Source organism: Klebsiella sp. WP4-W18-ESBL-05, from assembly GCF_014169075.1.
Taxonomy (GTDB): domain Bacteria; phylum Pseudomonadota; class Gammaproteobacteria; order Enterobacterales; family Enterobacteriaceae; genus Kluyvera; species Kluyvera ascorbata_B.
This window is the reverse complement of sequence record NZ_AP022057.1, coordinates 4731746-4758010: the sequence shown is the minus strand read 5'-3', so window position 1 is coordinate 4758010 and position 26265 is coordinate 4731746. Positions and strand designations below refer to the sequence as shown.

The following is a 26265-nucleotide window of genomic DNA, read 5'->3' as shown; positions in this document are numbered from 1 at the left end:
ATGCGCGCACGATTACGCTAAGAGGACAAAGCCTTGGACACACCCAGTAGATGCTGGCTCACCTTCCTGTCATCCAGGAACAACTCCTAAGGCTATCCTCTTATGCTGATAGCCTTAGCGGTTGTCAGCGACCCGTATTTTATCCCGTCGCATTGAGTCAGGCTGTTTAATGGTCTGAAACCCCTGTAGTTTCTGTGTGCCCACCGGCTGTCCGATAATTTTTTGCATTGGGAGTCCCGGTCATGCTGAGCGCATTTCAACTGGAAAACAATCGTTTAACGCGTCTTGAGGCGGATGAGATCGATCACCTCGCCAGCTCGGTTTGGGTAGATTTGGTCGAGCCGGACGACGATGAACGAAACCGTGTGCAAAAGGATTTGGGCCAGAACCTGGCTACGCGCCCCGAACTGGAAGACATCGAAGCATCCGCACGTTTTTTTGAAGACGAAGACGGCCTGCATATTCACTCCTTCTTCTTCTATGAAGATGCGGACGATCACGCAGGTAACTCCACCGTCGCATTCACCATCCGCGAAGGGCGTCTGTTTACGCTGCGCGAGCGCGAGCTGCCGGCATTCCGCCTGTATCGTATGCGTGCGCGTAACCAGTCGATGGTTGATGGCAACGCCTACGAGCTGCTGCTTGACCTGTTCGAAACCAAAATCGAACAGCTGGCGGATGAAATTGAAAACATCTACAGCGATCTGGAAAAGCTGAGCCGCGTCATTATGGAAGGGCATCAGGGCGATGAGTATGACGAAGCGCTCTCGACGCTGGCGGAGCTGGAAGATATCGGCTGGAAGGTTCGCCTGTGTCTGATGGATACCCAGCGCGCGCTGAACTTTCTCGTGCGTAAGGCGCGTTTACCGGCCAGTCAGCTCGAACAGGCGCGCGAAATTTTGCGCGATATCGAGTCGCTGTTGCCACACAACGAATCGCTGTTCCAGAAGGTTAACTTCCTGATGCAGGCGGCGATGGGCTTCATCAACATCGAACAGAACCGCATTATCAAGATCTTCTCGGTGGTGTCCGTGGTGTTCCTGCCGCCGACGCTGGTGGCTTCAAGCTATGGGATGAACTTTGAGTTTATGCCAGAGCTGCGCTGGAGCTTTGGCTATCCGGGGGCGATTATCTTTATGATTCTGGCGGGGCTTGCGCCGTACCTGTACTTCAAACGTAAGAACTGGCTGTAAATGTCGTGCCGGATGGCGGCTTCGCCTTATCCGGCCTACACAAGATGATACGTAGGCCGGATAAGCGCATCGCCATCCGGCAACGTCTTAGCCCCGACGCCCTCGTCTTTGCGTATAAATTGCATCCATCACGAAAATCGCCAGCGCGACCCAGATAAACGCGAAGGTGACCATCTTGTCCGCCCCCGGTACTTCACCGTAGAACGTGACCGCCAGCAGGAACATCAGCGTAGGGCCAATGTACTGGAAGAACCCCAGCGTCGACAGGCGCAGGCGGGTTGCGGCGCCGGTAAAGCACAGCAGTGGAATGGTTGTCACCACGCCTGCGGCAATCAGCAGCAGGTTCAGAGACCACGGGTTATTGCCCATATGGCTGGTTGCGCTGTCGGCGATACCAAACAGATAAATCGCCGCCACCGGCAGCAGCCAGAGCGTTTCAAACAGCATACCCGTCTGCGCATCGACGGCGATTTTCTTACGCACCAGGCCGTAAAAGGCGAAGCTGAACGCCAGGCCCAGGGCGATAATAGGCAGCGAGCCGAAGGTCCACAGCTGCACCAGTACGCCGCAGATGGCCAAAATGACCGCCAGCCACTGCATACGGCGGAAGCGCTCGCCGAGGAAAATCATCCCCAGCAGGATATTCACCAGCGGGTTAATGAAGTAGCCGAGGCTGGCTTCCAGCATGTGATGATTGTTAACTGACCAGATAAACAGCAGCCAGTTACCGCCGATCAGCACCGCAGAGAGCGCCAGCAGAAAGACCTTTTTGGGCGTTTTCAGCAGCGTTCTCACCTGTGACCACTGACGGCTGATGCTAATCAAGGCCACCATAAAGAAAAACGACCAGATGACGCGGTGCGTCAGGATTTCATCGGCAGGGACATAGTAAATCAGCTTAAAATAGGCGGGCGCAATGCCCCAGATAAAATAGGCGGCAAGGGCGAGCAGTACGCCCTGCCGCGTCTGTTTGGGATCCATGTGAAACATCCATTACGAAAAAGTCGCGCAATTTTACGCGATTCTGGCGGTTATCCCACCATATAAGTCGCCGTAGCGCTGGCGATATGCGTTTTCTCTTCGTTGTGCAACTCGACGCGGGCAACCGCCACTTTGTTTCCGGCGCGCAGCAGCGTGCTGCTGGCGGTAAAGCGCGTGCCGCGGCCCGGGCGCAGGTAGTCGACCCGCAGGTCAATGGTGCCCATCTTCGACAGCCGCTGGCGCAGCTCGTCTTCGTTGATGGTATCGTGGCGCGTTAACGTACTGCCTACGCACACCAGACCGGCGGCGACGTCCAGCGCCGAGGCGATGACCCCGCCGTGCAAAATGCTTTGCGCCCAGTTCCCTACCATCATCGGCTGATTATTAAAGCTCAGCTGTGCGAAGGCTTTTTCATAGACCTCCAGCTCCAGATTCAAAGCGCGATTGAACGGCATATGGTAGACAAAGATTTCCCCAACCAGCTTGAGCGCGTCGGCGGCGGTGAGTTCGGCAGACATAATGACCTTATTTTGTTTGTTAATAAAATGTTGATTTTATGCCCTTCGGGTGTTGATTTCTACTTTCAGAAAGGTTTGATGAGCAAGAACCGTGTAAAAAGGTAGAATGCGTGTCATTTTATTATTCATTATTTTTATATATCTCAGGGGAAAGTGACTGATGCGACTCTCAAGGAGTGGGTTATTGGCGCTGCTGCTGCCTGTTTCGGCGTTGGCGCAGGAAGCGACAATTAAAGAAGTTCATGATGTTCCGGCGGTGCGCGGCAGCATTATTGCTAATCTTCTGCAGGAGCATGAAAATCCATTCACGCTCTACCCCTATGAAAGTAACTATCTGCTGTACACCTGGACCAGCGATCTCAACAAAGAAGCCATTCGCTCGTACGACTGGGCTGAAAACGCACGTAAGGATGAGGTGAAGTTTCAACTGAGTATGGCCTTCCCGCTGTGGCGCGGCATTCTGGGCGATAACTCGGTGCTGGCGGGTTCCTATACCCAGCGCTCCTGGTGGCAGCTTTCCAACAGCGGCGAGTCTGCACCGTTTCGCGAAACCAACTATGAGCCGCAGCTTTTCCTCGGCTTTGCCACCGACTACCGCTTTGCCGGCTGGACCCTGCGTGACGTCGAGTTTGGCTTCAACCATGACTCTAACGGCCGCTCTGATCCTACCTCGCGTAGCTGGAACCGACTATACACGCGTCTGATGGCGCAAAACGGCAACTGGCTGGTGGAAGTGAAGCCCTGGTACGTGGTTGGCGATACCGACAATAACCCAGATATCACCAAATACATGGGCTACTACCGGCTGAAAATTGGCTATCAGCTGGGCGATGCGGTGCTGAGCGCACAGGGACAATATAACTGGAACACCGGCTACGGCGGCGCGGAGCTGGGCGTGAGCTACCCCATCAGCAAACACGTGCGCCTGTACACACAGGTCTATAGCGGCTACGGTGAATCACTGATCGACTATAACTTTAATCAGACCCGCGTGGGCGTGGGTGTGATGCTTAACGATCTGTTTTAACTGCATATCCGCCGGTTTGTTGCGAGCACGGCCGAAGGAATTCGTCTAAAACATTGCAGTTTGGCACGCAGGCGCTGAAAATAGCGCCTGTTTTTATTTTCAGGTGAATGGGGTCAACGTGGCACAGGCGGAAGTTTTAAATCAGGAATCGCTGGCTAAACAGGTTTTGCAGGAGACCTTTGGCTATCAGCAATTCCGCCCGGGCCAGGAAACCATCATCGATACCGTACTGAGCGGGCGCGACTGTCTGGTCGTGATGCCTACCGGTGGCGGTAAATCCCTGTGTTATCAGATTCCTGCGCTGGTAATGGATGGCCTCACGGTGGTGGTTTCGCCGTTGATTTCGCTGATGAAAGATCAGGTCGATCAGCTGCTGGCCAACGGGGTAGCGGCGGCGTGCATTAACTCCACGCAAACCCGCGAGCAGCAGCAAGAGGTGATGGCCGGCTGCCGTAACGGGCAGATTCGTCTGCTCTACATTGCCCCGGAGCGCCTGATGCTGGATAACTTCCTCGATCACCTGGCGCACTGGAATCCGTCGATGCTGGCGGTGGATGAAGCCCACTGTATCTCCCAATGGGGGCATGATTTCCGCCCGGAATACGCTGCGCTGGGCCAGCTGCGACAGCGCTTCCCCGCGCTACCGTTTATGGCGTTGACCGCCACCGCTGATGACACGACCCGCAGCGACATCGTTCGGCTGCTCGGGCTTAACGACCCGCTGATTCAAATCAGCAGCTTTGATCGGCCGAATATTCGCTATATGTTGATGGAGAAGTTTAAACCGCTCGATCAACTGATGCGCTACGTGCAGGAGCAGCGCGGTAAGTCCGGCATTATCTACTGCAACAGCCGCTCGAAGGTAGAAGACACCGCCGCGCGTCTGCAAAGCCGCGGTATCAGCGCGGGTGCCTATCATGCCGGGCTGGAAAACGACGTACGTGCCGACGTGCAGGAAAAATTCCAGCGCGACGATCTGCAAATTGTCGTGGCGACCGTTGCGTTCGGCATGGGTATCAACAAGCCCAACGTGCGGTTTGTGGTGCATTTTGATATTCCACGCAATATCGAATCCTACTACCAGGAGACCGGCCGTGCCGGACGAGACGGTCTGCCTGCGGAAGCGATGCTGTTTTACGATCCGGCGGATATGGCGTGGCTGCGCCGTTGCCTGGAAGAAAAACCCGAGGGCATGCTGCAAGACATTGAGCGCCATAAGCTTAATGCCATGGGAGCCTTTGCTGAGGCGCAGACCTGCCGACGCCTGGTGTTGCTCAACTACTTCGGTGAAGGGCGCCAGGAGCCGTGCGGCAACTGCGATATCTGTCTCGACCCGCCGAAACAGTACGACGGCGTACAGGACGCACAGATTGCTCTGTCAACGATTGGCCGGGTTAACCAGCGCTTTGGTATGGGCTATGTGGTTGAAGTGATTCGCGGCGCCAACAGCCAGCGTATCCGCGAGTTCGGCCACGATAAGCTTAAAGTCTACGGTATGGGGCGTGATAAAAGCCATGAACACTGGGTCAGCGTCATTCGTCAGCTGATTCACCTCGGCTTCGTCACCCAAAATATCGCCCAGCATTCAGCCCTTCAGCTTACCGATGCGGCACGCCCGGTGCTGCGCGGTGAAGCGCCGCTCCAGCTTGCGGTGCCGCGTATTGTGGCGCTGAAGCCGCGCGTCATGCAGAAAGCGGCGGTCGGTAACTACGACAAGCAGCTGTTTGCCAAGCTGCGTAAGCTACGTAAAGCCATCGCTGATGAAGAAAACATCCCGCCGTACGTGGTCTTTAACGACGCGACGCTGATTGAAATGGCCGAACAGATGCCGATATCACCGAGTGATATGCTGAGCGTTAACGGCGTGGGGACACGCAAACTGGAGCGCTTTGGTCGGGAGTTCCTGGCGCTGATTCGCGCTCACGTCGACGGCGATGATGAAGAGTAGTCAGGCGGCGGAAAAAGTGTCAGGATAGTTACCCACTGTACTATTTTCCGCGAATGTATCGCCCCGTTTGGTAGGTCTATCATGATAACGCTGTTTCTCACCGTCGCGCTGGTGCACATCATTGCCTTGATGAGCCCGGGGCCAGATTTCTTTTTTGTTTCCCAAACAGCCGTCAGCCGCTCGCGAAAAGAAGCGATGATGGGCGTACTGGGAATTACCTGCGGCGTGATGGTTTGGGCTGGCGTGGCGCTGCTCGGTCTGCATCTGATTATCGAAAAAATGGCGTGGCTGCATACCATTATTATGGTCGGTGGCGGCCTGTATCTATGCTGGATGGGCTATCAGATGCTGCGCGGGGCGTTAAAGAAAGAAAAAGTATCGGCGGAAGCTGAACCGCTGGTTGAACTGGCGCAGGGTGGGCGAAGCTTTATGAAGGGGCTGCTGACCAATCTGGCTAACCCAAAAGCGATTATCTACTTTGGCTCGGTGTTCTCGCTATTCGTTGGCGACAGCGTTGGCGCAGGCGCGCGTTGGGGGATTTTCGCGTTGATTATCATTGAAACGCTGGCCTGGTTCACGATTGTCGCCAGCCTGTTCGCACTGCCCGCAATGCGTCGCGGCTATCAGCGTGCGGCGAAGTGGATTGACGGCGTGGCGGGCACCCTGTTTGCGGGCTTTGGCATTCACCTGATTATTTCGCGCTAACCGCGCTGTCCCACCCGACGACGTGTTTCCGGGTGGGCTGCGTTATTTCAGCGAGTGAGCTGCTGTAGTTCATCGGCTGAAAGGCCGGTGATTTCCATAATCATGCTATTGTCGAGACCTTTAGCCAGCATTGCTTTCGCAACATCCTGCATGGCGGCAAATTTACCTTCCTGAATACCTTCCTTTCGCCCAATCAGCTTCAACTCTTCTGCCATGGTCATAAATTTATCTCCATGCTCCGGCACGCGCTGTGCCAGCCCATACAATAATTTCTGAACGTTTCGAGCTTGTCCCGCCTGTACCATGTAGTTTATCAGGATGGTTATTTGTTGTCCGCTCAACAGTCCTGATATGAACAGTTTGGCGAGCTTATCCTCCAGCTGTGCCATATCACGGAGACGGATATGCTTTTGTACCAGCGTAAGCGCGGCCATACTGCGATGTTGCATAATTTCTTCGTCAGGAATGGTGGTGATATCGACGAGCGGAAAAGCATGGCTGTAAAGCTGGAGCGCCGCATTCGGATCGTGAAATTCATCCAGCCAGTTCAGCGTCCAGGGGTAGGGGCTGCGCTTGCCGTGATAGAACAGAATAGGGATTACTAGCGGCAGTTTCTTATGACCCGCATTGAGATGCTGCTGCATCGCCGCTACGGCGTAGCGTAGCAAGCGGAAAGCCATATGTTTGTCCGGCGAGCTCTGGTGCTCAATAAGAACATGGATATAGCCGCACCCGGTCATTGTTTGTAGGGAATAGATAATATCGTTGTAGTAAGGGCGCAGGTCGTCCTCAATAAAACTCCCTGACTCTAAGCGCAGCGTCTCCAGTTTGCACCGTTTTATTAGCGCCGGCGGTAGGTGAATCTCGATAAAATCCCGCGCGGTTTCCACGCGGGACAGGAAGGTTTTGAAGACCGCGTCATGCGGTGAAGCAGCTTCCGCCATCGTCCGTCATCCTTGAATGAGAAGGTCTGGCGGTATTCTGGCACCGACGTGTCCGCGTCAATAACGGAAATTTAAAACCGTTTCCGGCTATGCGTGCGGCCTCGTACCAATTTGGCGGCCAGCAACGTTGGTGACAAAAAAACTGCGAGCCGCGTTCACGCGTGCCGTGCCGACGCCAGCAGCGCCCCTACCAGCATAAACAGTGAACCAAACACCTTATTCAACGCTTTCATCTGCTTCGGCCCTTTAATCCACGCCGAAATACGCTGCGCCAGCGTAGCGTAGCCAATCATCACGATGATATCGACCACGATGGTGGTCACGCCGAGTACCAGATACTGCATGACCTGCGGCTGATGCGGCACGATAAACTGCGGGAACAGCGCGGCAAGAAATACGATGCTTTTCGGGTTAGTCAGGTTTACGAATATCGCCCGCTGGAACAGCTTGCCTCGCGACTGTGTTTTCGCCAGCGTTTTCAAGTCGATAGCACCCGCTGCCCGCCACTGTTGGATACCGAGCCAAATCAGGTATGCCGCGCCCGCCCACTTCAGCACTTCAAACGCCAGCACCGAGCGGGAAAACAGCGTCCCCAGTCCTACGCCAACCAGCACGATATGAATCGCCAGACCGGTCTGCAGCCCGGCAATTGACGCCGCTGCGCCGCGGTAGCCGTGGTTGATGGAGGTTGTCATGGTATTGATCGCACCTGAGCCCGGTGACAGGCTGAGAATTATGGATGTTAGCAGGTAGGCGAACCACCATTCGAAGGTCATGAGAAACTCCCTGATTGTCTGTTTTTATGCCACAATACGCTAATGTGCAGACGTTGTGTTATACGTCACAAAAAAACAATTTTCAGCGGTTAACAGGGGTGGAAGCCCGATGTTTCAACAGCAAAAGGATTGGAATACCAGAGAAAACGCGTTCGCTGCGTTTACCACCGGGCCGTTAATGGATTTCTGGCGCGGGCGGGAAGAGGCAGAGTTTAGCGGCGTCGATTGCGTTCCGGTACGATTTGTTCGCTTCAGTTCGGACCAGCATGACCGGGTTATCGTGGTTTGCCCTGGGCGAATTGAAAGCTATGTGAAGTATGCGGAACTGGCGTACGATCTCTTCCACAGCGGTTTTGATGTACTGATTATTGACCATCGCGGTCAGGGGCGTTCCGGGCGTATGCTTTCGGATCCTCATCGTGGGCACGTGGCGAACTTTAGCGACTACGTCGACGATCTGGCCGCCTTCTGGCAGCAAGAGGTGCTGCCCGGGCGCTGGCGCCAGCGGTTTATTCTGGCTCACTCCATGGGGGGCGCGATTGCAACGCAGTTTTTGCAACGCTATCCGCAGGGCTGTGATGCCGTCGCGCTTTGCGCGCCGATGTTCGGTATTATCATGCGTCTGCCGGAATGGGTGGTACGGCCGCTTCTCGATTGGGCTGAGGGCCATCAGCGTCTTCGGGAAGGGTATGCCATGGGTACGGGTCGCTGGCATGCGCTGCCGTTCGGTCTCAACGTGCTGACCCATAGCCGCGAACGCTATCGGCGCAACGTGCGTTTTTACGCCGATGAACCCCGGCTACGCGTAGGCGGGCCGACGTACCACTGGGTCAGAGAAGGCATTCTGGCCGGGGAGCAAATCCTTGCCAACGCGGTGAACGACACGTTCCCGGTGCTGCTGATTCAGGCAGAAGAAGAACGCGTTGTGGATAACCGTATGCACGACCGTTATTGCGCACTTCGCGCCGAAGCGGGCCATCCCTGCGAGGGGGGTAAACCGCTGGTGATCGAAGGTGCCTACCATGAGATCCTTTTTGAAAAGGACACTATGCGCTCAGTCGCGCTCAATGCCATCGTCGATTTTTTCCATCGGCACCCTTAATTCGGCGTCAGCGCCGCACTTTTTAGAGGTTAAATTCGTTTATGTACCAGGTAGTCGCGTCCGATCTAGATGGCACCTTACTCTCCCCTGACCACCACTTAACGCCGTACGCCAAAGAGACGTTGCAGCTGCTGACCGAGCGCGGTCTGAACTTTGTGTTCGCCACCGGGCGTCACTATATCGACGTCGGGCAAATCCGCGATAACCTGGGGATCAAATCTTACATGATCACCTCCAACGGCGCGCGCGTGCACGACGCCGACGGCAAACAGGTTTTCGCCCACAACCTCGATCGTGATATTGCCGCCGATCTGTTTGGTATCGTCCACGGCAACCCGGATATCGTGACCAACGTCTATCGTGAAGACGAGTGGTTTATGAATCGCCATCGTCCGGAAGAGATGCGTTTTTTCAAAGAAGCGGTGTTCAACTACACCCTCTATGAGCCGGGTATGCTGGAACCGGAAGGCGTGAGTAAGGTCTTCTTTACCTGCAACGATCACGAGACGCTGCTGCCGCTGGAACAGGCGATCAACGCCCGCTGGGGCGACCGCGTCAACGTCAGCTTCTCCACCCTGACCTGTCTGGAAGTAATGGCCGGTGGTGTCTCAAAAGGCCATGCGCTGGAAGCCGTTGCAAAAGCGATGGGCTATACGCTGAAAGACTGCATCGCGTTTGGCGATGGTATGAACGATGCGGAAATGCTGTCGATGGCCGGTAAAGGCTGCATTATGGAAGGGGCGCACCAGCGTCTGAAAGATCTGCATCCAGACCTTGAGGTCATTGGTTCGAATGCCGATGACGCGGTGCCGCACTATCTGCGTAAGCTGTATCTCGATTAATTATTGACGAGTGTCTGTTTTGTAGTCAGTTGTCAACTTCCATCTCCGCTACAATGAATGTTCATTTTCCAATCGGACATTCATTGTGGCGCTCCTGATTATTACCACGATTCTGTGGGCTTTCTCGTTTAGCTTTTACGGCGAATATCTTGCCGGGCATGTTGATAGCTACTTTGCGGTGCTGGTGCGCGTGGGGCTGGCGGCGCTGGTGTTTCTGCCGTTCCTGCGTACGCGCGGGCACAGTCTGAAAACCGTGGGGCTGTATATGCTGGTGGGCGTGATGCAGCTTGGCATTATGTATATGCTGAGTTTCCGCGCATACCTGTATCTGACCGTATCGGAGCTTCTGCTGTTTACCGTGCTAACGCCGCTCTATATCACGCTGATTTATGACCTGATGAGCGGTCGTCGCCTGCGCTGGAGCTACGCTTTTAGCGCGCTGCTGGCGGTGATTGGCGCGGGGATTATCCGCTACGACCATGTCACCCACCATTTCTGGACCGGCCTGGTGCTGGTGCAGCTCTCTAATATCGTTTTCGCTATCGGTATGGTGGGCTACAAACGGCTGATGGAAACCCGCCCGATGCCGCAGCATAACGCATTTGCCTGGTTCTATCTTGGCGCGTTTCTGGTGGCGGTGGTGGCCTGGACGCTGCTTGGCAATGCGCAGAAAATGCCGCAGACGCTACCGCAGTGGGGCATCCTGGTGTTTCTTGGCGTGGTGGCGTCGGGAATTGGCTACTTCATGTGGAACTACGGTGCTACGCAGGTAGATGCAGGCACCCTCGGCATCATGAACAATATGCACGTACCTGCGGGCCTGCTGGTGAATCTGGCTATCTGGCACCAGCAGCCCCACTGGCCGACCTTCCTTACAGGCGCGGCTGTGATCCTGGCCTCGCTGTGGGTGCATCGGCACTGGATCGTTCGGCATTCTTCACAAACGGCAGATGATCGCAAGCGTGGTTCCGCGCTGAGCGAATAAACGCGTCCACGACCGGCTGACGCTGCTCGCCGTCGCGCACGGCGGCGTATAGCCGGCTCCACAGCCCTTCGCCCAGGGTTTTGGTGACCACCAGACCCTGGCGCTCGAAGCTTTCCACCACCCAGTGCGGCAGGGCGGCAATGCCCATCCGCGCGGCCACCATCTGAATCAACAGCAGCGTGTTATCGACGCTTTTCAACTGCGGGCTGATCCCCGCTGGCTGCAGGAAGTGACGCCAGATATCCAGGCGCTGACGCTGCACCGGGTAAATCAGCAGCGTTTCCGCCGCCAGGTCTTCCGGCGTCACGCGTGCTTTGGTCGCCAGAGGGTGATCCGGTGAGAGAATCAGGCGCACTTCATAATCAAACATCGGTGAATAGTGCAGGCCGCTGCGTGGCAGAATATCGGATGTCAGGACAATATCGAGCTCGCTTTGCTGTAACGCTGGCTGCGGGTCGAAGGTGACGCCGGACTTAAAGTCCATCTCCACCTGCGGCCACTGTTTGCGGAAATTCTCAAGCGCAGGCGTCAGCCACTGAATACAGCTGTGGCATTCGATAGCAATACGCAGCGTTGCCTGCTGCGGCTCGTGGCAGGCCTGCAGCGCCTGCGCGATTTGCGGCAGCACCTGATTAGCCAGCTGCAACAGAATCTCGCCCTGCGGCGTGAAGCGCAGCGGCTGACTCTTGCGGACAAACAGTCGAAAGCCGAGGCGCTGCTCCAGATCGCTGAACTGGTGAGAAAGGGCGGATTGCGTCTGATGCAGCGTTGCCGCGGCAGCCGCGAGCGATCCGCTGTTTCGCAACGCCTGGAGCGTTTTCAGATGTTTAATTTCAATCATGAAAGTCCTTCACTTCGGCATGAACAATTTGCGCTTGAGGATTATACAGTACCTGTCGATTATGGATGTGTAAACATCTGGATGGCTAAATACTGAAAATTCCATGAGAGGCATATGATGACTATTCAAAACCACACCCTCGGTTTTCCTCGCGTTGGCCTGCATCGCGAGCTGAAAAAAGCGCAAGAGAGCTACTGGGCGGGGAACGCCTCCCGTGAAGATCTGCTGACCGTGGGCCGCGAACTGCGGGCCCGTCACTGGGAGCAGCAAAAACAGGCGGGCGTTGACCTGCTGCCGGTCGGCGATTTTGCCTGGTACGATCACGTACTGACGACCAGCCTGCTGCTGGGCAATGTCCCGGCTCGCCACCAGAACAAAGACGGCTCCGTTGATATTGATACGCTCTTCCGCATTGGGCGCGGCCGCGCGCCAACCGGCGAGCCTGCTGCGGCGGCCGAAATGACCAAATGGTTTAACACCAACTACCACTACATGGTGCCGGAATTCACCAAAGGCCAGCAGTTCAAGCTGACCTGGACTCAACTGCTGGATGAAGTGGACGAAGCGCTGGCGCTCGGCCACAAGGTGAAGCCTGTGCTGCTGGGGCCGATAACCTACCTGTGGCTGGGCAAAGTAAAGGGCGAGCCATTCAACCGCCTGAGCCTGCTGAACGATATTCTGCCGGTTTACCAGCAGGTGCTGGCCGAGCTGGCAAAACGCGGTATTGAGTGGGTGCAAATCGATGAACCAGCGCTGGTGCTGGAGCTGCCGCAGGCGTGGCTGAATGCCTTCAAACCGGCATACGATGCGCTTGCCGGGCAGCTGAAGCTACTGTTGACGACCTACTTTGAAGGCGTCACGCCGAACCTGGACACCATCGCCGCGCTGCCGGTTCAGGGGCTGCACGTCGACCTTGTCCACGGCAACGATGATGTGGGCGAACTGCATCAACGCCTGCCTGCAGACTGGCTGCTCTCCGCTGGCCTGATCAATGGTCGTAACGTCTGGCGCGCCGATCTCAGCGAAAAATACGCGCAAATTAAAGATATCGTCGGCAAGCGAGCGCTGTGGGTTGCCTCTTCTTGCTCGCTGTTGCATAGCCCCATCGATCTGAGTGTGGAAACCCGACTGGATGCGGAAGTGAAGAGCTGGTTTGCCTTCGCCCTGCAAAAATGTGGCGAACTGGCACTGCTGCGTGATGCGCTGAACAGCGGTGACACGACGGGTATTGTTGAGTGGAGCGCGCCGATTCAGGCTCGTCGTCACTCGACCCGCGTGCATAACCCGGCGGTTGAAAAACGGCTGGCGGCAATTACCGCACAGGATAGCCAGCGAACCAGTGCGTACCCGACCCGTGCGGCCGCGCAGCGTGAGCGCTTTAATTTACCCGCGTGGCCGACCACCACAATTGGTTCGTTCCCGCAAACGACCGAGATACGCGGCCTGCGTCTGGACTTTAAAAAGGGCAATCTCGATGCAAACCGCTATCGCACCGGAATTGCTGAACACATTAAGCAGGCGATTATTGAACAAGAGCGTCTGGGCCTCGACGTACTGGTGCACGGCGAAGCCGAGCGTAATGACATGGTGGAGTACTTTGGGGAGCACCTGGACGGCTTCGTCTTCACCCAGAATGGCTGGGTGCAGAGCTATGGCTCCCGCTGCGTGAAGCCGCCAGTGGTGATTGGCGACGTAAGCCGCCCGGAACCGATAACCGTGGAGTGGGCGAAGTACGCGCAGACGCTGACCGACAAACCGGTAAAAGGGATGTTGACTGGCCCAGTGACCATTCTTTGCTGGTCGTTCCCACGCGAAGATGTGACCCGCGAAACCATCGCCAAACAAATTGCGCTGGCGCTGCGCGACGAAGTGGCAGATCTCGAGGCGGCGGGGATTGGTATTATCCAGATTGATGAACCGGCGCTGCGTGAAGGGCTGCCGCTGCGTCGCAGTGATTGGGCTGCCTATCTGGCGTGGGGCGTGGAGGCCTTCCGTATCAACGCCGCAGTGGCGAAGGATGAAACCCAGATCCACACCCATATGTGTTACTGCGAGTTCAACGACATTATGGATTCCATTGCCGCGCTTGATGCTGATGTGATTACTATCGAAACCTCGCGTTCCGACATGGAGCTGCTGGAGTCGTTTGAGGCGTTCGATTATCCAAACGAGATCGGGCCGGGTGTCTACGATATTCACTCGCCGAACGTCCCGAGCGTGGAGTGGATTGAAGCGCTGTTGAAGAAAGCGGCGCAGCGTATTCCGGCGGAGCGCTTGTGGGTAAACCCGGACTGCGGCCTGAAGACGCGCGGCTGGCCGGAAACGCGAGCGGCGTTGGCAAATATGGTGAAGGCGGCGCAGAATTTGCGTCAGGGATAAAAAAACGGAGGCGGTTGCCTCCGTTTTCTTTTTACTGAAATGTTAGCCTTTCTTGCCGTTGTACTGTGCGAACCACGCCAGCATGCGCTGCCAGCCGTCTTTCGCCGACTCCTCGTGATAGCTCGGGCGGTAGTCAGCGTTGAAGGCATGGCCCGCATCTGGATAAACCACGATTTCCGCTTTGGCGTTTGCTGCCCGCAGCGCCTGACGCATGGTTTCCACCGAATCGAGTGAAATACCGGTATCTTCACCGCCGTACAGACCTAGCACCGGCGCATTGAGATCGACGGCGATATCGACCGGATGTTTAGGGCTATTCAGCGTTTTGTCTCCCGTCAGACGACCGTACCAGGCGACGGCCGCTTTCAACTGCGGGTTGTGCGCGGCGTACAGCCACGTAATGCGCCCGCCCCAGCAGAAGCCGGTGATCGCCAGGCGGTTGGCATCGCCGCCGTTGCGGGCCGCCCAGCTGGCGACGTGGTCGAGATCGGCCAGCACCTGCGCATCGGGAACTTTGGTCACCAGGCCGCTGAACAGCGAGGGGATGTCATCATAATCATTCGGATCGCCCTCGCGGAAATAGAGCTCCGGGGCGATGGCCAGATACCCTTCCAGCGCCAGCCGGCGGCAGATATCGCGGATGTGTTCATGGACGCCAAAAATCTCCTGCACTACGATGATTACCGGTAGCGGCGCATCGCTGTGCTTTGGCCGCGCGTGATAGGCTGGCAGCATATCGCCCTGTGACGGAATAGAGGTTTCACCCGCCGTAATGGCCTCTCCGGGCGTATGAACGGTTGTTGAGGCATGAGGTGAAGCAGCAGGGGCAAATCCAGGTTGTTTGTTGGTTGTCATGGCATTCTCCGTACCCTTTTAAATAAACGCATAGCCAAATAACAGTGCCTCAATGCGACGTATTTTTGTGCAGCAGGAATTAACAATAACTTGTTAATGTGATGTAAATCACTAATTAAGTGGAATTGAATGTAATAATTTTAGTTCTTAGTGATTGTAGTCACGAAAAAGAGTCATGGTCTTCTATAAAGTACATTTTTGCTTCTTCTGACAAAACTGAACCACAGAGGAGTTCTTTATGTCCAAGTCTGATGTTTTTCATCTCGGCCTCACTAAAAACGACCTACAAGGGGCGACGTTAGCTATCGTCCCCGGTGACCCGGAGCGTGTGGAAAAGATCGCCGCGCTGATGGAAAAGCCGGTCAAACTGGCATCGCATCGTGAATTTACCTCCTGGCGTGCTGAACTCGACGGCAAGCCGGTTATCGTGTGCTCAACCGGTATCGGTGGCCCATCAACCTCTATCGCCGTAGAAGAGCTGGCACAGCTCGGTATTCGTACCTTCCTGCGTGTCGGTACAACGGGCGCTATCCAGCCAAATATCAACGTCGGTGACGTTCTGGTCACCACCGCATCGGTCCGTCTGGACGGTGCAAGCCTGCACTTTGCGCCGATGGAATACCCGGCGGTTGCCGATTTCGCCTGTACTACCGCGCTGGTTGAAGCCGCAAAAGCCGTTGGCGCGACCACCCACGTGGGCGTAACGGCGTCTTCTGATACCTTCTATCCTGGCCAGGAGCGCTATGACACCTTCTCTGGCCGCGTAGTAAGAAACTTCAAAGGCTCCATGGAAGAGTGGCAGTCAATGGGCGTGATGAACTACGAAATGGAATCCGCTACGCTGCTGACCATGTGTTCAAGCCAGGGTCTGCGTGCCGGGATGGTGGCGGGCGTTATCGTCAACCGCACCCAGCAGGAAATTCCGAATGCAGAGACCATGAAGCAGACCGAAAGCCACGCGGTGAAAATCGTGGTGGAAGCGGCGCGCCGTCTGCTGTAATTCTGGTTTTCCCCCGACAAAAGGCCGACTCGTTCGGCCTTTTTCTTTTTGCGTGGACGCTCGCAGGAAACTGCTTTAAAACTGGACGTTTATACAGCACAATTCTATTTTTTGCAGATAACCGGTTTAGGCAGGGGGCATTGTGGATATTGCCGTGGTGATTTATGCGCTGGTAGCGCTTGCGGGCATGGTGATTGGCTGGCTGGCGGCGAGCTATCGCGTGGCGCAGCAGCGGGCAGAACGGCTGGCGGAAGAGCGTGATATTTACGGCGAACTGAGCGCGGCGAAACAGCAGATAGCCCAGAATGCCCACTGGCGCGAAGAGTGCGAGCTGCTGAATAACGAGCTACGCAACCTGCGGGAAATCAACTCGTCGCTAGAGGTCGACCTGCGCGAGGTGACCACGCTGCTGGAAACCACCCGCCAGCACGGCGATGAAAAATATCGCCTGATGCTTAACAGCGAGCAGCGACTGAGCGAGCAGTTTGAAAACCTTGCCAACCGTATCTTCGAGCAAAGCAACCGCCGCGTGGATGAACAGAACCGGCAGAGTCTGCACGGCCTGCTCACGCCGCTGCGCGAGCAGCTCGATGGTTTTCGCCGTCAGGTGCAGGAAAGCTTCGGCCAGGAGGCGCGCGAGCGTCATACCCTGGCGCATGAAATTCGCAATCTTCAGCAGTTGAACGCGCAGATGGCGCAGGAAGCGGTCAATCTGACGCGGGCGCTGAAAGGCGACAATAAAACCCAGGGCAACTGGGGTGAGGTGGTGCTGACCCGCGTGCTGGAGGCCTCTGGCCTGCGCGAAGGGCACGAATACGAAACCCAGGTGAGTATCGCGACCGATAGTCATTCACGCATGCAGCCGGACGTGATCGTCCGCCTGCCGCACCGTAAAGACGTGGTGGTGGATGCCAAAATGACCCTGGTGGCCTACGAGCGCTACTTTAACGCCGACGATGACTACACCCGCGAAGCGGCGCTGCAGGAGCATATCGCAGCGGTACGTAATCATATCCGCCAGCTGGGGCGTAAAGATTATCAGCAGCTGCCGGGTCTGCGTTCGCTGGACTATGTGCTGATGTTTATCCCCGTTGAGCCGGCGTTTCTGTTGGCCCTGGATCGCCAGCCCGAACTTATCAGCGAGGCGCTGAAAAATAACATTATGCTGGTTAGCCCCACCACGCTGCTGGTGGCGCTGCGTACGATTGCCAACCTGTGGCGCTATGAACATCAGAGCCGCAATGCGCAACATATTGCTGAACGCGCCAGCCGCTTATATGACAAAATGCGGCTCTTCGTGGATGACATGTCGGCTATTGGCCAGAGTCTCGATAAAGCGCAGGATAACTACCGCCAGGCGATGAAAAAACTCACTACCGGGCGCGGCAATCTGCTCACGCAGGCGGAAGCCTTCCGCCATCTTGGCGTTGAGGTGAAGCGCGAGATTAATCCGGATTTGGTCGAGCAGGCTACGGCGCAGGACGATGATTTTCGTCTGCGCGACGACACGGACTCCAATGATGACAATTCGTTAGCCGCAGAACGCCGCTAACCCGGCCGCGCAGCGGATTTCGTAACGGGGTGGAATCGTAGGGCAATTGCGCCCAATCTGTTACACTCCATGAACATTTTCTTGATAAGCAGGCATAGAGATGGTTGAGGATTCACAAGAAACGACGCACTTTGGCTTTCAGACAATCGCCAAATCTCAGAAAGAAGACATGGTGGCGCATGTATTCCATTCTGTCGCCGCAAAATACGATGTCATGAATGACCTGATGTCATTCGGTATTCATCGTCTATGGAAGCGTTTTACCATTGATTGCAGCGGCGTGCGCCGTGGACAGACGGTCCTCGATCTGGCGGGCGGTACCGGCGACCTGACGGCAAAATTCTCGCGTATGGTCGGTGAAACCGGCCGCGTTGTGCTGGCGGATATTAACGAATCCATGCTGAAAATGGGGCGCGAAAAGCTGCGTAACATCGGCGTGGTGGGCAACGTGGAATATGTTCAGGCGAACGCAGAAGCGCTGCCGTTCCCGGATAACACCTTCGATCTGATCACTATCTCCTTCGGCCTGCGCAACGTCACCGACAAAGACAAAGCGCTGCGCTCTATGTACCGCGTGCTGAAACCGGGTGGACGCCTGCTGGTGCTCGAGTTCTCCAAACCGGTTTTCGACCCGCTGAGTAAGGCCTACGATGCCTATTCGTTCCACATTCTGCCGCGTATCGGTGAAGCGGTGGCCAATGACGCAGACAGCTATCGCTATCTGGCGGAGTCTATTCGTATGCATCCGGATCAGGACACACTGAAAGCGATGATGCAGAACGCCGGGCTGGAAAACGTTGACTACTACAACCTGACGGCAGGGATTGTCGCGCTGCACCGCGGCTATAAATTCTGATAAGTGGGGGGCCGTATGCCTTTAAAACCCTTAATGACCGGCAGCATCGAGACCGCTATTAACGCGCTGCTGTGGCGCGAAAAAGCGTTAAAGCCTGCCCGTCAGCGCCTTATCGGGAAAGTACTGCGCATTGAGCTCAAAGAATTTTCCTCGCCGCTGGTGCTGGTCTTCAGCGAGCGTCAGGTCGACGTGCTGGGCGCGTGGGAAGGCGAGGCTGATTGCACCGTCATCACCCGCCTCAGCGTGTTACCACAGCTGCGCAATCGCCAGCAGTTGACCGCTCTTATCCGCAATAACGATTTGGAAGTGCAGGGCGATCTCCAGGTGGTACAAAACCTGGTATCGCTGGCCGATCTTGCCGAGTTTGACCCGGCCGAGCTGCTTGCGCCCTATACCGGCGATATCGCCGCCGAGGGCGTCAGCAAACTGCTGCGCGGCGGGGCGAAGTGCTTACAGCACGGTCTGGCGCGTCAGCAGCGCTATGTGGCTGAAACGCTGACCGAAGAGTGGCGTCTGGCGCCGGGTGCCCTGGAAGTTGCCTGGTTTGCGGAAGAGACGGCGGCGGTCGAGCGTGAGCTTGCGGCGCTGACCAAACGGTTGGAAAAACTGGAGGGGAAATGACGCCAGGAGAATTACGGCGCCTGTACTTTATCATCCGCACCTTTTTGAGCTACGGGCTTGATGAGCTCATACCCAAAATGCGCATCACGCTGCCGCTGCGTATGGGGCGTCGGCTGCTGTTCTGGATGCCGAACCGCCACAAGGATAAGCCGCTGGGCGAGCGTCTGCGCCTGGCGCTACAGGAGCTTGGCCCGGTATGGATTAAATTCGGGCAAATGCTCTCTACCCGCCGCGACCTTTTCCCTCCTCAGATTGCCGATCAGCTCATCATGCTGCAGGACCGCGTGGCGCCGTTTGACGGAAAGCTGGCAAAACAGCAGATTGAAAGATCCATGGGCGATATTCCTGTGGAAAGCTGGTTTGACGATTTTGATATTGAGCCGCTGGCCTCTGCCTCCATTGCCCAGGTGCATACCGCGCGTTTAAAAGAAAACGGCAAAGAGGTGGTGATTAAGGTTATCCGCCCGGATATCCTGCCGGTGATTAAAGCGGACATGAAGCTGATTTACCGCCTGGCGCGCTGGGTTCCCCGCCTGCTGCCGGACGGCCGTCGCCTGCGCCCGTTAGAAGTGGTGCGCGACTATGAAAAAACGCTGATCGACGAGCTGAACCTGCTGCGTGAAGCGGCAAACGCCATCCAGCTAAGGCGTAACTTTGAAAACAGCCCGATGCTGTACGTGCCGGAAGTGTATTCAGATTATTGTCGTGTCGACATGCTGGTGATGGAGCGTATCTACGGCATCCCGGTGTCGGATATCGAAACGCTTGAGAAGCAGAATACCAACATGAAGCTGCTTGCCGAGCGCGGCGTGCAGGTGTTTTTCACCCAGGTATTCCGCGACAGCTTCTTCCATGCCGACATGCATCCAGGCAATATTTTTGTCAGCTATGAACATCCGGAAGACCCGCAGTATATTGGCATCGATTGCGGCATCGTTGGTTCATTGAATAAAGACGATAAACGCTATCTGGCTGAAAACTTTATCGCTTTCTTTAATCGCGACTACCGTAAAGTGGCCGAGCTGCACGTTGATTCCGGCTGGGTACCGCCGGACACGAACGTTGAGGAGTTCGAGTTTGCCATTCGTACCGTCTGCGAACCCATCTTTGAAAAGCCGCTGGCAGAAATCTCTTTTGGTCACGTGTTGCTGAACCTGTTTAACACCGCGCGGCGCTTCAACATGGAAGTACAGCCACAGCTTGTGTTACTGCAAAAGACATTACTTTACGTAGAAGGGGTAGGACGTCAGCTCTATCCTCAGTTAGATTTATGGAAGACGGCAAAACCATTCCTTGAGTCGTGGATCAAAGATCAGGTCGGTATTCCGGCACTGTTCCGCGCGCTGAAGGATAAAGCGCCGTTCTGGATCGAAAAAATGCCGGAGCTGCCTGAACTGGTGTACGACAGCCTGCGTCAGAGCAAGCAGGTACAGGTGAGCCTGGAGAAGCTTTCTCAGGAAATGGCGACGCACCGTACCCGTCAGGGGCAGTCGCGCTATCTCTTTGGTATAGGCGCGGTTTTACTCCTGAGCGGTACAGTATTACTGATTCAACGCCCGGAATGGGGGCTGACACCCGCGTGGCTTATGGCTGGAGGGCTGGTGGTATGGCTCGCAGGGTGGCGGAAGACGCGCTGAATTATGCGTCGCTAACAGGGTGCTGCATAACGTATAATGCGCGCTGATTATTTCATCATCTATCAGAGGAACTTGTATGGGTGGTATTAGTATTTGGCACTTGCTGATTATCGTCGTTATCGTGGTTCTGCTTTTCGGGACTAAAAAGCTGAGCTCGCTGGGATCTGACTTAGGTGCGTCCATCAAAGGCTTTAAGAAAGCGATGAGTGATGAAGACGATAGCAAGCCTAAAGCAGACCAGGATGCAGATTTCACTGCAAAATCAATTACTGATAAGCAGGAAAGTGCGAAGAAAGACGAAGCGAAACGCCACGACAACGAGCAGGTGTAATGCGTGTTTGATATTGGTTTCAGTGAACTGCTGCTGGTGTTCGTGATTGGCCTGATTGTTTTAGGGCCAAAACGTTTACCGGTGGCGGTGAAAACGGTGGTGGGCTGGATTCGGGCGCTGCGCTCGCTGGCGACCACCGTGCAAAACGAACTGACGCAGGAGCTTAAACTCCAGGAGTTTCAGGACAGCCTGAAAAAAGTGGAGAAAGCGAGTCTGGATAGCCTGACGCCTGAGCTGAAGGCTTCCATGGACGAACTGCGTGAAGCGGCAGAGTCGATGAAGCGGTCTTACTCGATTAACGACCCTGAAAAGGCGAGTGACGAGGCCAATACCATTCATAACCCAGTGGCAAAGGATAAGACTGCCGAGCCTCCGCAGGCCGCTGAGTCTCAGCCGGCGTCCACTGAGGGCGCGACGGCGAAGCCTGTCGACGCACCGGCCGAGGAAGCCGAGCGGGTTAAACCGGCAGAGAAAGAGCACATTTCTGCGGCCGCTGCGCCTGAATCCACCCCCGCATCGAGTGATAAATCGTAAACATGAGCGTAGAAGATACCCAACCGCTGATCGCTCATTTGATTGAGCTGCGCAAGCGCCTGCTCAACTGCATTATTGCGGTCATCGTCATTTTTCTGGCGTTGGTTTACTTCGCCAATGATATCTATCAGCTGGTTTCCGCACCGCTGATCAAACAAATGCCGGTCGGCGCGACGATGATCGCCACCGACGTCGCATCGCCGTTCTTCACCCCGATCAAGCTGACCTTTATGGTTTCGCTGATCCTTTCTGCGCCGGTGATTTTGTACCAGGTCTGGGCGTTCGTGGCGCCAGCGTTGTACAAACATGAGCGCCGTCTGGTGGTGCCGCTGCTGATTTCCAGCACCCTGCTGTTTTACATCGGCATGGCGTTTGCGTACTTTGTGGTGTTTCCGCTGGCCTTTGGCTTCCTGACGCACACGGCGCCGGAGGGCGTGCTCGTCTCCACCGACATTAAGAGCTACCTCGACTTCGTCATGTCGCTGTTCATTGCCTTCGGCGTGTCGTTTGAGGTGCCGGTCGCTATCGTACTGCTCTGCTGGGTTGGCGTGACCACGCCGGATGACCTGCGTAAGAAGCGCCCGTACGTGCTGGTCGGCGCGTTCGTGGTCGGTATGCTGTTGACGCCGCCGGACGTATTCTCGCAGACGCTGCTGGCTATCCCGATGTACTGCCTGTTTGAAGTGGGCGTGTTCTTCTCCCGCTTCTACGCCGGGAAGCGGCTCACGCGTGATGAAGACGCGGAAGCGGAACACACTGAAGAATAATCACCAACCGCCCGCCAGGGCGGTTGTCGTATGGGAGCCATGATGTTTGATATCGGGGTCAATCTGACCAGTTCACAGTTCGCCCGCGATCGCGATGAGGTCGTCGCCCGAGCGCTCGCCGCCGGCGTGCATGGCATGCTGCTGACCGGCACCAACCGTCACGAGAGCGAAGAGGCGCAGCGGCTGGCAGAACGCTTTACGGGCTGTTGGTCAACCGCAGGCGTGCATCCGCATGATAGCAGCAGCTGGTCGCCGGCGGTGGCAGAGGTTATTTATGCGCTGCTGAACAAGCCTCAAGTCGTGGCGGTGGGGGAGTGTGGTCTGGACTTTAACCGCAACTTCTCAACGCCCGCGGAGCAGGAAGTCGCCTTTAGCGCCCAGCTAGCGATAGCCGCCGAACTGGGAATACCAGTTTTTCTGCACTGTCGTGACGCCCATGAACGTTTTCTGACGCTGCTGGAACCGTGGCTCGACCATCTGCCGGGTGCGGTGCTGCACTGCTTCACCGGCACGCGCGAGGAAGCACAGGCCTGCCTGGATCGCGGGCTGCTGATCGGTATTACCGGTTGGGTTTGCGACGAGCGCCGCGGGCTGGCGCTGCGCGAGCTGTTGCCGATGATTCCGGCCGATCGCCTGCTGCTGGAGACCGATGCGCCGTACCTGCTGCCGCGTGACATGGCACTGAAACCGGCTTCACGCCGTAACGAGCCTGCGTTTGTCACCCATATTCTGGCGCGCGTGGCCGAGTGGCGTGCAGAAGAGGCACAATGGCTGGAAGCCGTCACGGACAACAACGCCAGAAGGCTGTTTAATATCGATTTTTAGTTCAGGCTTTACGGAAGTCGGTATTTTTGACGCTTTGCTTAACCTGTTTATTCAGCAGGTTCAGCAACAGCATTGAGCGTGCTTCGCCGTCGGGCTCGGCAAAAATAGCCTTCAGCCCTTCGAACGCGCCTTCGGTAATCACCACGCAATCGCCGGGATAAGGCGTTTCCGGGTCAGTGATATCTTCAGGCTGGTAGATAGAAAGCTGATGGATCACCGATGATGGTACCGTGGCCGGGCGCGCGCCAAAACGGACAAAATGGCTAACGCCGCGGGTGGCGTTAATCGTGGTGGTGTGGATGACTTCCGGGTCAAACTCCACGAACAGATAGTTCGGGAACAGCGGCTCACTGACTGACGTGCGCTTACCGCGCACCATTTTTTCCAGGGTGATCATCGGCGTCAGGCAGTTGACCGCCTGTCTCTCAAGATGTTCCTGGGCACGCTGAAGTTGCCCGCGTTTGCAGTACAGTAAATACCAGGCTTGCATAATCACTCTTTCCACTTGTTAGCGCGGAAGCATAACAAAAGTGCAGCCAGATCGCGATGTTGATTGTTACAGCTTTAATTCACGCTAATTTAACAAAAATACAGCATCAAAGGACCATTCGCCGTATACTAGGGCGCTTACCAGGAGGCCAATAATTACCCCATGAAATACCATGACCTACGCGACTTTCTGACGTTACTCGAACAGCAGGGCGAACTAAAACGTATTAGCCTCCCGGTTGATCCCCATCTGGAAATGACCGAAATTGCTGACCGCACGCTGCGTGCCGGTGGGCCTGCGCTCCTGTTTGAGAATCCCAAAGGTTATGACATGCCGGTGCTTTGCAACCTGTTCGGCACGCCGCGTCGCGTGGCGATGGGGATGGGGCAGGAAGATGTCAGCGCGCTGCGTGAAGTGGGTAAGCTATTAGCCTTTCTGAAAGAGCCGGAGCCGCCTAAGGGCTTCCGCGATCTGTTTGACAAGCTGCCGCAGTTCAAGCAGGTGCTGAATATGCCAACCAAACGCCTGCGGGGCGCACCTTGTCAGCAAAAAATTATGACCGGCGACGATGTCGATCTCTCGCGCATACCGGTGATGACCTGCTGGCCGGAAGATGCGGCACCGCTGATTACCTGGGGGCTGACGGTTACCCGCGGCCCGCACAAAGAACGGCAGAATCTGGGCATTTATCGCCAGCAGGTGATTGGCAAAAACAAACTGATTATGCGCTGGCTGTCGCATCGCGGCGGCGCGTTAGATTTCCAGGAGTGGTGTGCTGCGCACCCCGGTGAACGTTATCCGGTGTCAGTAGCGTTGGGAGCCGATCCGGCCACGATTCTGGGGGCTGTGACCCCGGTGCCGGATACGCTTTCTGAATATGCGTTTGCCGGGCTGCTGCGCGGCACAAAAACCGAAGTTGTGAAGTGTGTGTCTAACGATCTGGAAGTGCCGGCCAGCGCCGAAATTGTGCTGGAAGGCTACATTGAACCGGGCGAGATGGCACCAGAAGGCCCGTATGGTGATCATACTGGCTACTATAACGAGGTGGATAACTTCCCGGTCTTTACCGTCACCCATATTACTCAGCGCGAAGACGCTATCTACCACTCCACGTATACTGGACGCCCACCGGATGAGCCAGCGGTGCTGGGCGTAGCGCTGAACGAAGTTTTCGTTCCGATTCTGCAAAAACAGTTCCCGGAGATTGTCGATTTCTACCTGCCGCCGGAAGGGTGTTCTTATCGCCTTGCCGTTGTCACCATGAAAAAACAGTATGCGGGGCACGCAAAACGCGTAATGATGGGCGTATGGTCGTTTTTACGCCAGTTTATGTACACAAAATTCGTGATTGTCTGCGATGATGACGTTAACGCACGCGACTGGAACGATGTGATATGGGCGATCACTACCCGCATGGATCCCGCGCGGGATACGGTGCTGGTAGAGAACACGCCGATCGATTATCTGGACTTCGCCTCGCCGGTTTCCGGCCTGGGGTCGAAAATGGGGCTGGACGCCACCAACAAATGGCCTGGGGAAACCCAGCGCGAATGGGGCCGTCCAATCAAGAAAGATCCCGCCGTTACGGCGCGTATTGATGAGATCTGGGACGAGCTGGCCATTTTTCCCGACAATAAATGATAACCCACCCCGGAAGGCTTATGCCGTGGCCCTCGTGGCGACAGCATGAGTGAGGATGGGGAAGAAGACCCGACAGAGGGAGCGCATGACAACCTTAAGCTGTAAAGTGACCTCGGTGGATGCCATTACTGATACGGTATACCGCGTTCGTTTAGTACCCGAAGCTGCCTTCTCATTTCGTGCCGGGCAGTATCTGATGGTGGTGATGGATGAGCGCGACAAGCGTCCGTTCTCTATGGCCTCTACGCCGGATGAACAGGCGTTTATCGAGCTGCACATCGGCGCTTCTGAGCTGAACCTGTACGCCATGGCCGTTATGGACCGCATTCTGAAAGACCGCGAAGTGGTGGTGGATATTCCGCACGGCGAAGCCTGGCTGCGTGAGGAAGACGATCGCCCGCTGGTGCTGATTGCCGGCGGTACCGGCTTCTCCTACGTGCGTTCTATTCTGCTGACCGCGCTGGCGCGTAATCCGAATCGCGACGTCGCTATCTATTGGGGTGGCCGTGAAGAGAAGCATCTCTACGACCTGTCCGAGCTGGAGGCGCTGTCGGTTAATCATCCGAACCTGCGCGTGGTGCCGGTGGTGGAGCAGCCGGAAGAGGAGTGGCGCGGGCGTTCAGGCACCGTGCTCACGGCGGTGCTTCAGGATTATGGCACGCTGGCCGAACACGATATCTATATTGCCGGGCGTTTTGAAATGGCGAAAATCGCCCGTGACCTGTTCTGCAACGAGCGTCAGGCGCGTGAAGATCGTCTGTTTGGCGATGCGTTTGCCTTTATCTGATAGGCAATAAAAAACCCGCCCCTGACAGGCGGGAAGAACGGCAACTAAACTGTGTTGTTGGTTATTGTCGGCCGGGCAAGCGAAGCGCCCCCGGCAAAGACGCCGGATGGTGACGCGGGCGCGTTCTA

General features: G+C 56.0%; 27 protein-coding genes. 20 read left to right on the top strand and 7 right to left on the bottom strand.

The window, feature by feature from the left end:
• The first annotated feature begins 33 nt into the window (after window positions 1-33).
• Together ysgD and corA are read left to right on the top strand one after the other, a co-directional pair.
• Complete coding sequence (gene ysgD, locus H7R58_RS25365; RefSeq protein ID WP_218007475.1) at window positions 34-90, top strand: YsgD/CorL family protein; 57 nt, start codon at window positions 34-36, stop codon at window positions 88-90.
• A gap of 152 nt (window positions 91-242) precedes the next feature.
• A complete protein-coding gene (corA, locus tag H7R58_RS22655) occupies window positions 243-1193 on the top strand; it encodes a magnesium/cobalt transporter CorA (RefSeq protein WP_106929866.1) in 951 nt (316 codons plus the stop codon).
• Between the two features lie 87 nt (window positions 1194-1280).
• Here corA and rarD read toward each other — a convergent pair whose 3' ends face one another.
• Together rarD and yigI are read right to left on the bottom strand one after the other, a co-directional pair.
• Window positions 1281-2174 (bottom strand): EamA family transporter RarD, encoded by an 894-nt coding sequence (gene rarD, locus H7R58_RS22650; RefSeq protein ID WP_182929689.1) that lies wholly within the window; start codon window positions 2172-2174, stop codon window positions 1281-1283.
• A gap of 50 nt (window positions 2175-2224) precedes the next feature.
• Window positions 2225-2692, bottom strand: a complete 468-nt coding sequence (gene yigI / locus H7R58_RS22645; protein ID WP_106929870.1) for an acyl-CoA thioesterase YigI — start codon at window positions 2690-2692, stop codon at window positions 2225-2227.
• Window positions 2693-2852: 160 nt separating this feature from the next.
• On the opposite strand from yigI, the gene pldA reads away from it, so the two are divergent.
• The 3 genes from pldA to rhtC all read left to right on the top strand — a co-directional run bounded on the left by pldA (window position 2853) and on the right by rhtC (window position 6372).
• Window positions 2853-3719: a phospholipase A gene (gene pldA / locus H7R58_RS22640; protein ID WP_182929688.1), complete on the top strand. Its 867-nt coding sequence runs from the start codon at window positions 2853-2855 to the stop codon at window positions 3717-3719.
• A gap of 118 nt (window positions 3720-3837) precedes the next feature.
• Window positions 3838-5667, top strand: a complete 1830-nt coding sequence (gene recQ / locus H7R58_RS22635; RefSeq protein ID WP_106929930.1) for an ATP-dependent DNA helicase RecQ — start codon at window positions 3838-3840, stop codon at window positions 5665-5667.
• 81 nt (window positions 5668-5748) lie between these two features.
• On the top strand, window positions 5749-6372 hold the full coding sequence (gene rhtC / locus H7R58_RS22630; protein ID WP_182929687.1) for a threonine export protein RhtC: 624 nt from the start codon (window positions 5749-5751) through the stop codon (window positions 6370-6372).
• Between the two features lie 47 nt (window positions 6373-6419).
• Here the strand turns inward: rhtC and H7R58_RS22625 are convergent, their stop codons facing one another.
• Together H7R58_RS22625 and rhtB are read right to left on the bottom strand one after the other, a co-directional pair.
• Window positions 6420-7316: an Rpn family recombination-promoting nuclease/putative transposase gene (locus H7R58_RS22625; RefSeq protein ID WP_182929686.1), complete on the bottom strand. Its 897-nt coding sequence runs from the start codon at window positions 7314-7316 to the stop codon at window positions 6420-6422.
• 155 nt (window positions 7317-7471) lie between these two features.
• The gene (gene rhtB / locus H7R58_RS22620; RefSeq protein ID WP_106929878.1) at window positions 7472-8092 is read right to left on the bottom strand and encodes a homoserine/homoserine lactone efflux protein; all 621 of its coding nucleotides are present in this window, start codon (window positions 8090-8092) and stop codon (window positions 7472-7474) included.
• 109 nt (window positions 8093-8201) lie between these two features.
• Here rhtB and pldB point away from each other — a divergent pair, with 109 nt between their 5' ends.
• The 3 genes from pldB to H7R58_RS22605 all read left to right on the top strand — a co-directional run bounded on the left by pldB (window position 8202) and on the right by H7R58_RS22605 (window position 11021).
• Window positions 8202-9194: a lysophospholipase L2 gene (gene pldB / locus H7R58_RS22615; protein WP_106929880.1), complete on the top strand. Its 993-nt coding sequence runs from the start codon at window positions 8202-8204 to the stop codon at window positions 9192-9194.
• 41 nt (window positions 9195-9235) lie between these two features.
• On the top strand, window positions 9236-10036 hold the full coding sequence (gene yigL, locus H7R58_RS22610; RefSeq protein WP_106929882.1) for a sugar/pyridoxal phosphate phosphatase YigL: 801 nt from the start codon (window positions 9236-9238) through the stop codon (window positions 10034-10036).
• An 85-nt stretch (window positions 10037-10121) separates the two neighbouring features.
• A complete protein-coding gene (locus tag H7R58_RS22605) occupies window positions 10122-11021 on the top strand; it encodes a carboxylate/amino acid/amine transporter (protein WP_182929685.1) in 900 nt (299 codons plus the stop codon).
• On the opposite strand, the gene metR is transcribed toward H7R58_RS22605, so the two are convergent.
• Window positions 10909-11862 (bottom strand): HTH-type transcriptional regulator MetR, encoded by a 954-nt coding sequence (gene metR, locus H7R58_RS22600; protein WP_106929886.1) that lies wholly within the window; start codon window positions 11860-11862, stop codon window positions 10909-10911. The two genes, H7R58_RS22605 and metR, sit on opposite strands and share 113 nt — an antisense overlap.
• Before the next feature lie 117 nt (window positions 11863-11979).
• On the opposite strand from metR, the gene metE reads away from it, so the two are divergent.
• Entirely contained in the window at window positions 11980-14241 is a 2262-nt protein-coding gene (gene metE / locus H7R58_RS22595) for a 5-methyltetrahydropteroyltriglutamate--homocysteine S-methyltransferase (RefSeq protein WP_106929932.1), read from the top strand.
• Window positions 14242-14283: 42 nt separating this feature from the next.
• On the opposite strand, the gene H7R58_RS22590 is transcribed toward metE, so the two are convergent.
• Window positions 14284-15096 (bottom strand): dienelactone hydrolase family protein, encoded by an 813-nt coding sequence (locus tag H7R58_RS22590; protein ID WP_106929888.1) that lies wholly within the window; start codon window positions 15094-15096, stop codon window positions 14284-14286.
• 238 nt (window positions 15097-15334) lie between these two features.
• Between H7R58_RS22590 and udp the strand changes: the two genes are divergently transcribed.
• From udp to tatD, 9 genes are all read left to right on the top strand, one after another.
• A complete protein-coding gene (udp, locus tag H7R58_RS22585; protein WP_182929684.1) occupies window positions 15335-16096 on the top strand; it encodes a uridine phosphorylase in 762 nt (253 codons plus the stop codon).
• 187 nt (window positions 16097-16283) lie between these two features.
• Window positions 16284-17648 carry a DNA recombination protein RmuC gene (gene rmuC, locus H7R58_RS22580; protein ID WP_413774322.1) on the top strand — a complete coding sequence of 455 codons (1365 nt, stop codon included), beginning with the start codon at window positions 16284-16286 and terminating at the stop codon, window positions 17646-17648.
• A gap of 100 nt (window positions 17649-17748) precedes the next feature.
• On the top strand, window positions 17749-18504 hold the full coding sequence (gene ubiE, locus H7R58_RS22575; RefSeq protein ID WP_182929682.1) for a bifunctional demethylmenaquinone methyltransferase/2-methoxy-6-polyprenyl-1,4-benzoquinol methylase UbiE: 756 nt from the start codon (window positions 17749-17751) through the stop codon (window positions 18502-18504).
• A gap of 15 nt (window positions 18505-18519) precedes the next feature.
• Window positions 18520-19125: a ubiquinone biosynthesis protein UbiJ gene (ubiJ, locus tag H7R58_RS22570; RefSeq protein WP_106929896.1), complete on the top strand. Its 606-nt coding sequence runs from the start codon at window positions 18520-18522 to the stop codon at window positions 19123-19125.
• A complete protein-coding gene (gene ubiB, locus H7R58_RS22565; protein ID WP_106929898.1) occupies window positions 19122-20762 on the top strand; it encodes a ubiquinone biosynthesis regulatory protein kinase UbiB in 1641 nt (546 codons plus the stop codon). Before ubiJ ends, ubiB begins: the two co-directional genes overlap by 4 nt.
• A gap of 76 nt (window positions 20763-20838) precedes the next feature.
• Complete coding sequence (gene tatA, locus H7R58_RS22560) at window positions 20839-21093, top strand: Sec-independent protein translocase subunit TatA (protein ID WP_182934534.1); 255 nt, start codon at window positions 20839-20841, stop codon at window positions 21091-21093.
• Window positions 21094-21096: 3 nt separating this feature from the next.
• Entirely contained in the window at window positions 21097-21627 is a 531-nt protein-coding gene (gene tatB / locus H7R58_RS22555) for a Sec-independent protein translocase protein TatB (protein WP_182929681.1), read from the top strand.
• A 2-nt stretch (window positions 21628-21629) separates the two neighbouring features.
• Window positions 21630-22394, top strand: a complete 765-nt coding sequence (gene tatC, locus H7R58_RS22550; protein WP_106929904.1) for a Sec-independent protein translocase subunit TatC — start codon at window positions 21630-21632, stop codon at window positions 22392-22394.
• A gap of 30 nt (window positions 22395-22424) precedes the next feature.
• Entirely contained in the window at window positions 22425-23219 is a 795-nt protein-coding gene (gene tatD / locus H7R58_RS22545; protein ID WP_182929680.1) for a 3'-5' ssDNA/RNA exonuclease TatD, read from the top strand.
• 1 nt (window position 23220) lies between these two features.
• On the opposite strand, the gene rfaH is transcribed toward tatD, so the two are convergent.
• Window positions 23221-23709, bottom strand: coding sequence for a transcription/translation regulatory transformer protein RfaH (gene rfaH / locus H7R58_RS22540; RefSeq protein ID WP_106929908.1), 489 nt, complete (start codon window positions 23707-23709; stop codon window positions 23221-23223).
• A 162-nt stretch (window positions 23710-23871) separates the two neighbouring features.
• Between rfaH and ubiD the strand changes: the two genes are divergently transcribed.
• Both ubiD and fre read left to right on the top strand, forming a co-directional pair.
• A complete protein-coding gene (gene ubiD / locus H7R58_RS22535; RefSeq protein ID WP_106929910.1) occupies window positions 23872-25350 on the top strand; it encodes a 4-hydroxy-3-polyprenylbenzoate decarboxylase in 1479 nt (492 codons plus the stop codon).
• 85 nt (window positions 25351-25435) lie between these two features.
• Entirely contained in the window at window positions 25436-26137 is a 702-nt protein-coding gene (gene fre, locus H7R58_RS22530) for an NAD(P)H-flavin reductase (RefSeq protein ID WP_182929679.1), read from the top strand.
• Window positions 26138-26265: the final 128 nt, after the last annotated feature.

What these genes read in the sequence shown, in the direction of transcription:
- corA (WP_106929866.1), top strand. Translation starts at nt 243, where the DNA reads ATGCTGAGCGCATTTCAACTGGAAAACAATCGTTTAACGCGTCTTGAG.
- rarD (WP_182929689.1), bottom strand. Translation starts at nt 2,174, where the DNA reads ATGGATCCCAAACAGACGCGGCAGGGCGTACTGCTCGCCCTTGCCGCC.
- yigI (WP_106929870.1), bottom strand. Translation starts at nt 2,692, where the DNA reads ATGTCTGCCGAACTCACCGCCGCCGACGCGCTCAAGCTGGTTGGGGAA.
- pldA (WP_182929688.1), top strand. Translation starts at nt 2,853, where the DNA reads ATGCGACTCTCAAGGAGTGGGTTATTGGCGCTGCTGCTGCCTGTTTCG.
- rhtC (WP_182929687.1), top strand. Translation starts at nt 5,749, where the DNA reads ATGATAACGCTGTTTCTCACCGTCGCGCTGGTGCACATCATTGCCTTG.
- H7R58_RS22625 (WP_182929686.1), bottom strand. Translation starts at nt 7,316, where the DNA reads ATGGCGGAAGCTGCTTCACCGCATGACGCGGTCTTCAAAACCTTCCTG.
- rhtB (WP_106929878.1), bottom strand. Translation starts at nt 8,092, where the DNA reads ATGACCTTCGAATGGTGGTTCGCCTACCTGCTAACATCCATAATTCTC.
- pldB (WP_106929880.1), top strand. Translation starts at nt 8,202, where the DNA reads ATGTTTCAACAGCAAAAGGATTGGAATACCAGAGAAAACGCGTTCGCT.
- yigL (WP_106929882.1), top strand. Translation starts at nt 9,236, where the DNA reads ATGTACCAGGTAGTCGCGTCCGATCTAGATGGCACCTTACTCTCCCCT.
- metR (WP_106929886.1), bottom strand. Translation starts at nt 11,862, where the DNA reads ATGATTGAAATTAAACATCTGAAAACGCTCCAGGCGTTGCGAAACAGC.
- metE (WP_106929932.1), top strand. Translation starts at nt 11,980, where the DNA reads ATGACTATTCAAAACCACACCCTCGGTTTTCCTCGCGTTGGCCTGCAT.
- H7R58_RS22590 (WP_106929888.1), bottom strand. Translation starts at nt 15,096, where the DNA reads ATGACAACCAACAAACAACCTGGATTTGCCCCTGCTGCTTCACCTCAT.
- udp (WP_182929684.1), top strand. Translation starts at nt 15,335, where the DNA reads ATGTCCAAGTCTGATGTTTTTCATCTCGGCCTCACTAAAAACGACCTA.
- rmuC (WP_413774322.1), top strand. Translation starts at nt 16,284, where the DNA reads ATGGTGATTGGCTGGCTGGCGGCGAGCTATCGCGTGGCGCAGCAGCGG.
- ubiE (WP_182929682.1), top strand. Translation starts at nt 17,749, where the DNA reads ATGGTTGAGGATTCACAAGAAACGACGCACTTTGGCTTTCAGACAATC.
- ubiJ (WP_106929896.1), top strand. Translation starts at nt 18,520, where the DNA reads ATGCCTTTAAAACCCTTAATGACCGGCAGCATCGAGACCGCTATTAAC.
- ubiB (WP_106929898.1), top strand. Translation starts at nt 19,122, where the DNA reads ATGACGCCAGGAGAATTACGGCGCCTGTACTTTATCATCCGCACCTTT.
- tatA (WP_182934534.1), top strand. Translation starts at nt 20,839, where the DNA reads ATGGGTGGTATTAGTATTTGGCACTTGCTGATTATCGTCGTTATCGTG.
- tatC (WP_106929904.1), top strand. Translation starts at nt 21,630, where the DNA reads ATGAGCGTAGAAGATACCCAACCGCTGATCGCTCATTTGATTGAGCTG.
- tatD (WP_182929680.1), top strand. Translation starts at nt 22,425, where the DNA reads ATGGGAGCCATGATGTTTGATATCGGGGTCAATCTGACCAGTTCACAG.
- rfaH (WP_106929908.1), bottom strand. Translation starts at nt 23,709, where the DNA reads ATGCAAGCCTGGTATTTACTGTACTGCAAACGCGGGCAACTTCAGCGT.
- ubiD (WP_106929910.1), top strand. Translation starts at nt 23,872, where the DNA reads ATGAAATACCATGACCTACGCGACTTTCTGACGTTACTCGAACAGCAG.
- fre (WP_182929679.1), top strand. Translation starts at nt 25,436, where the DNA reads ATGACAACCTTAAGCTGTAAAGTGACCTCGGTGGATGCCATTACTGAT.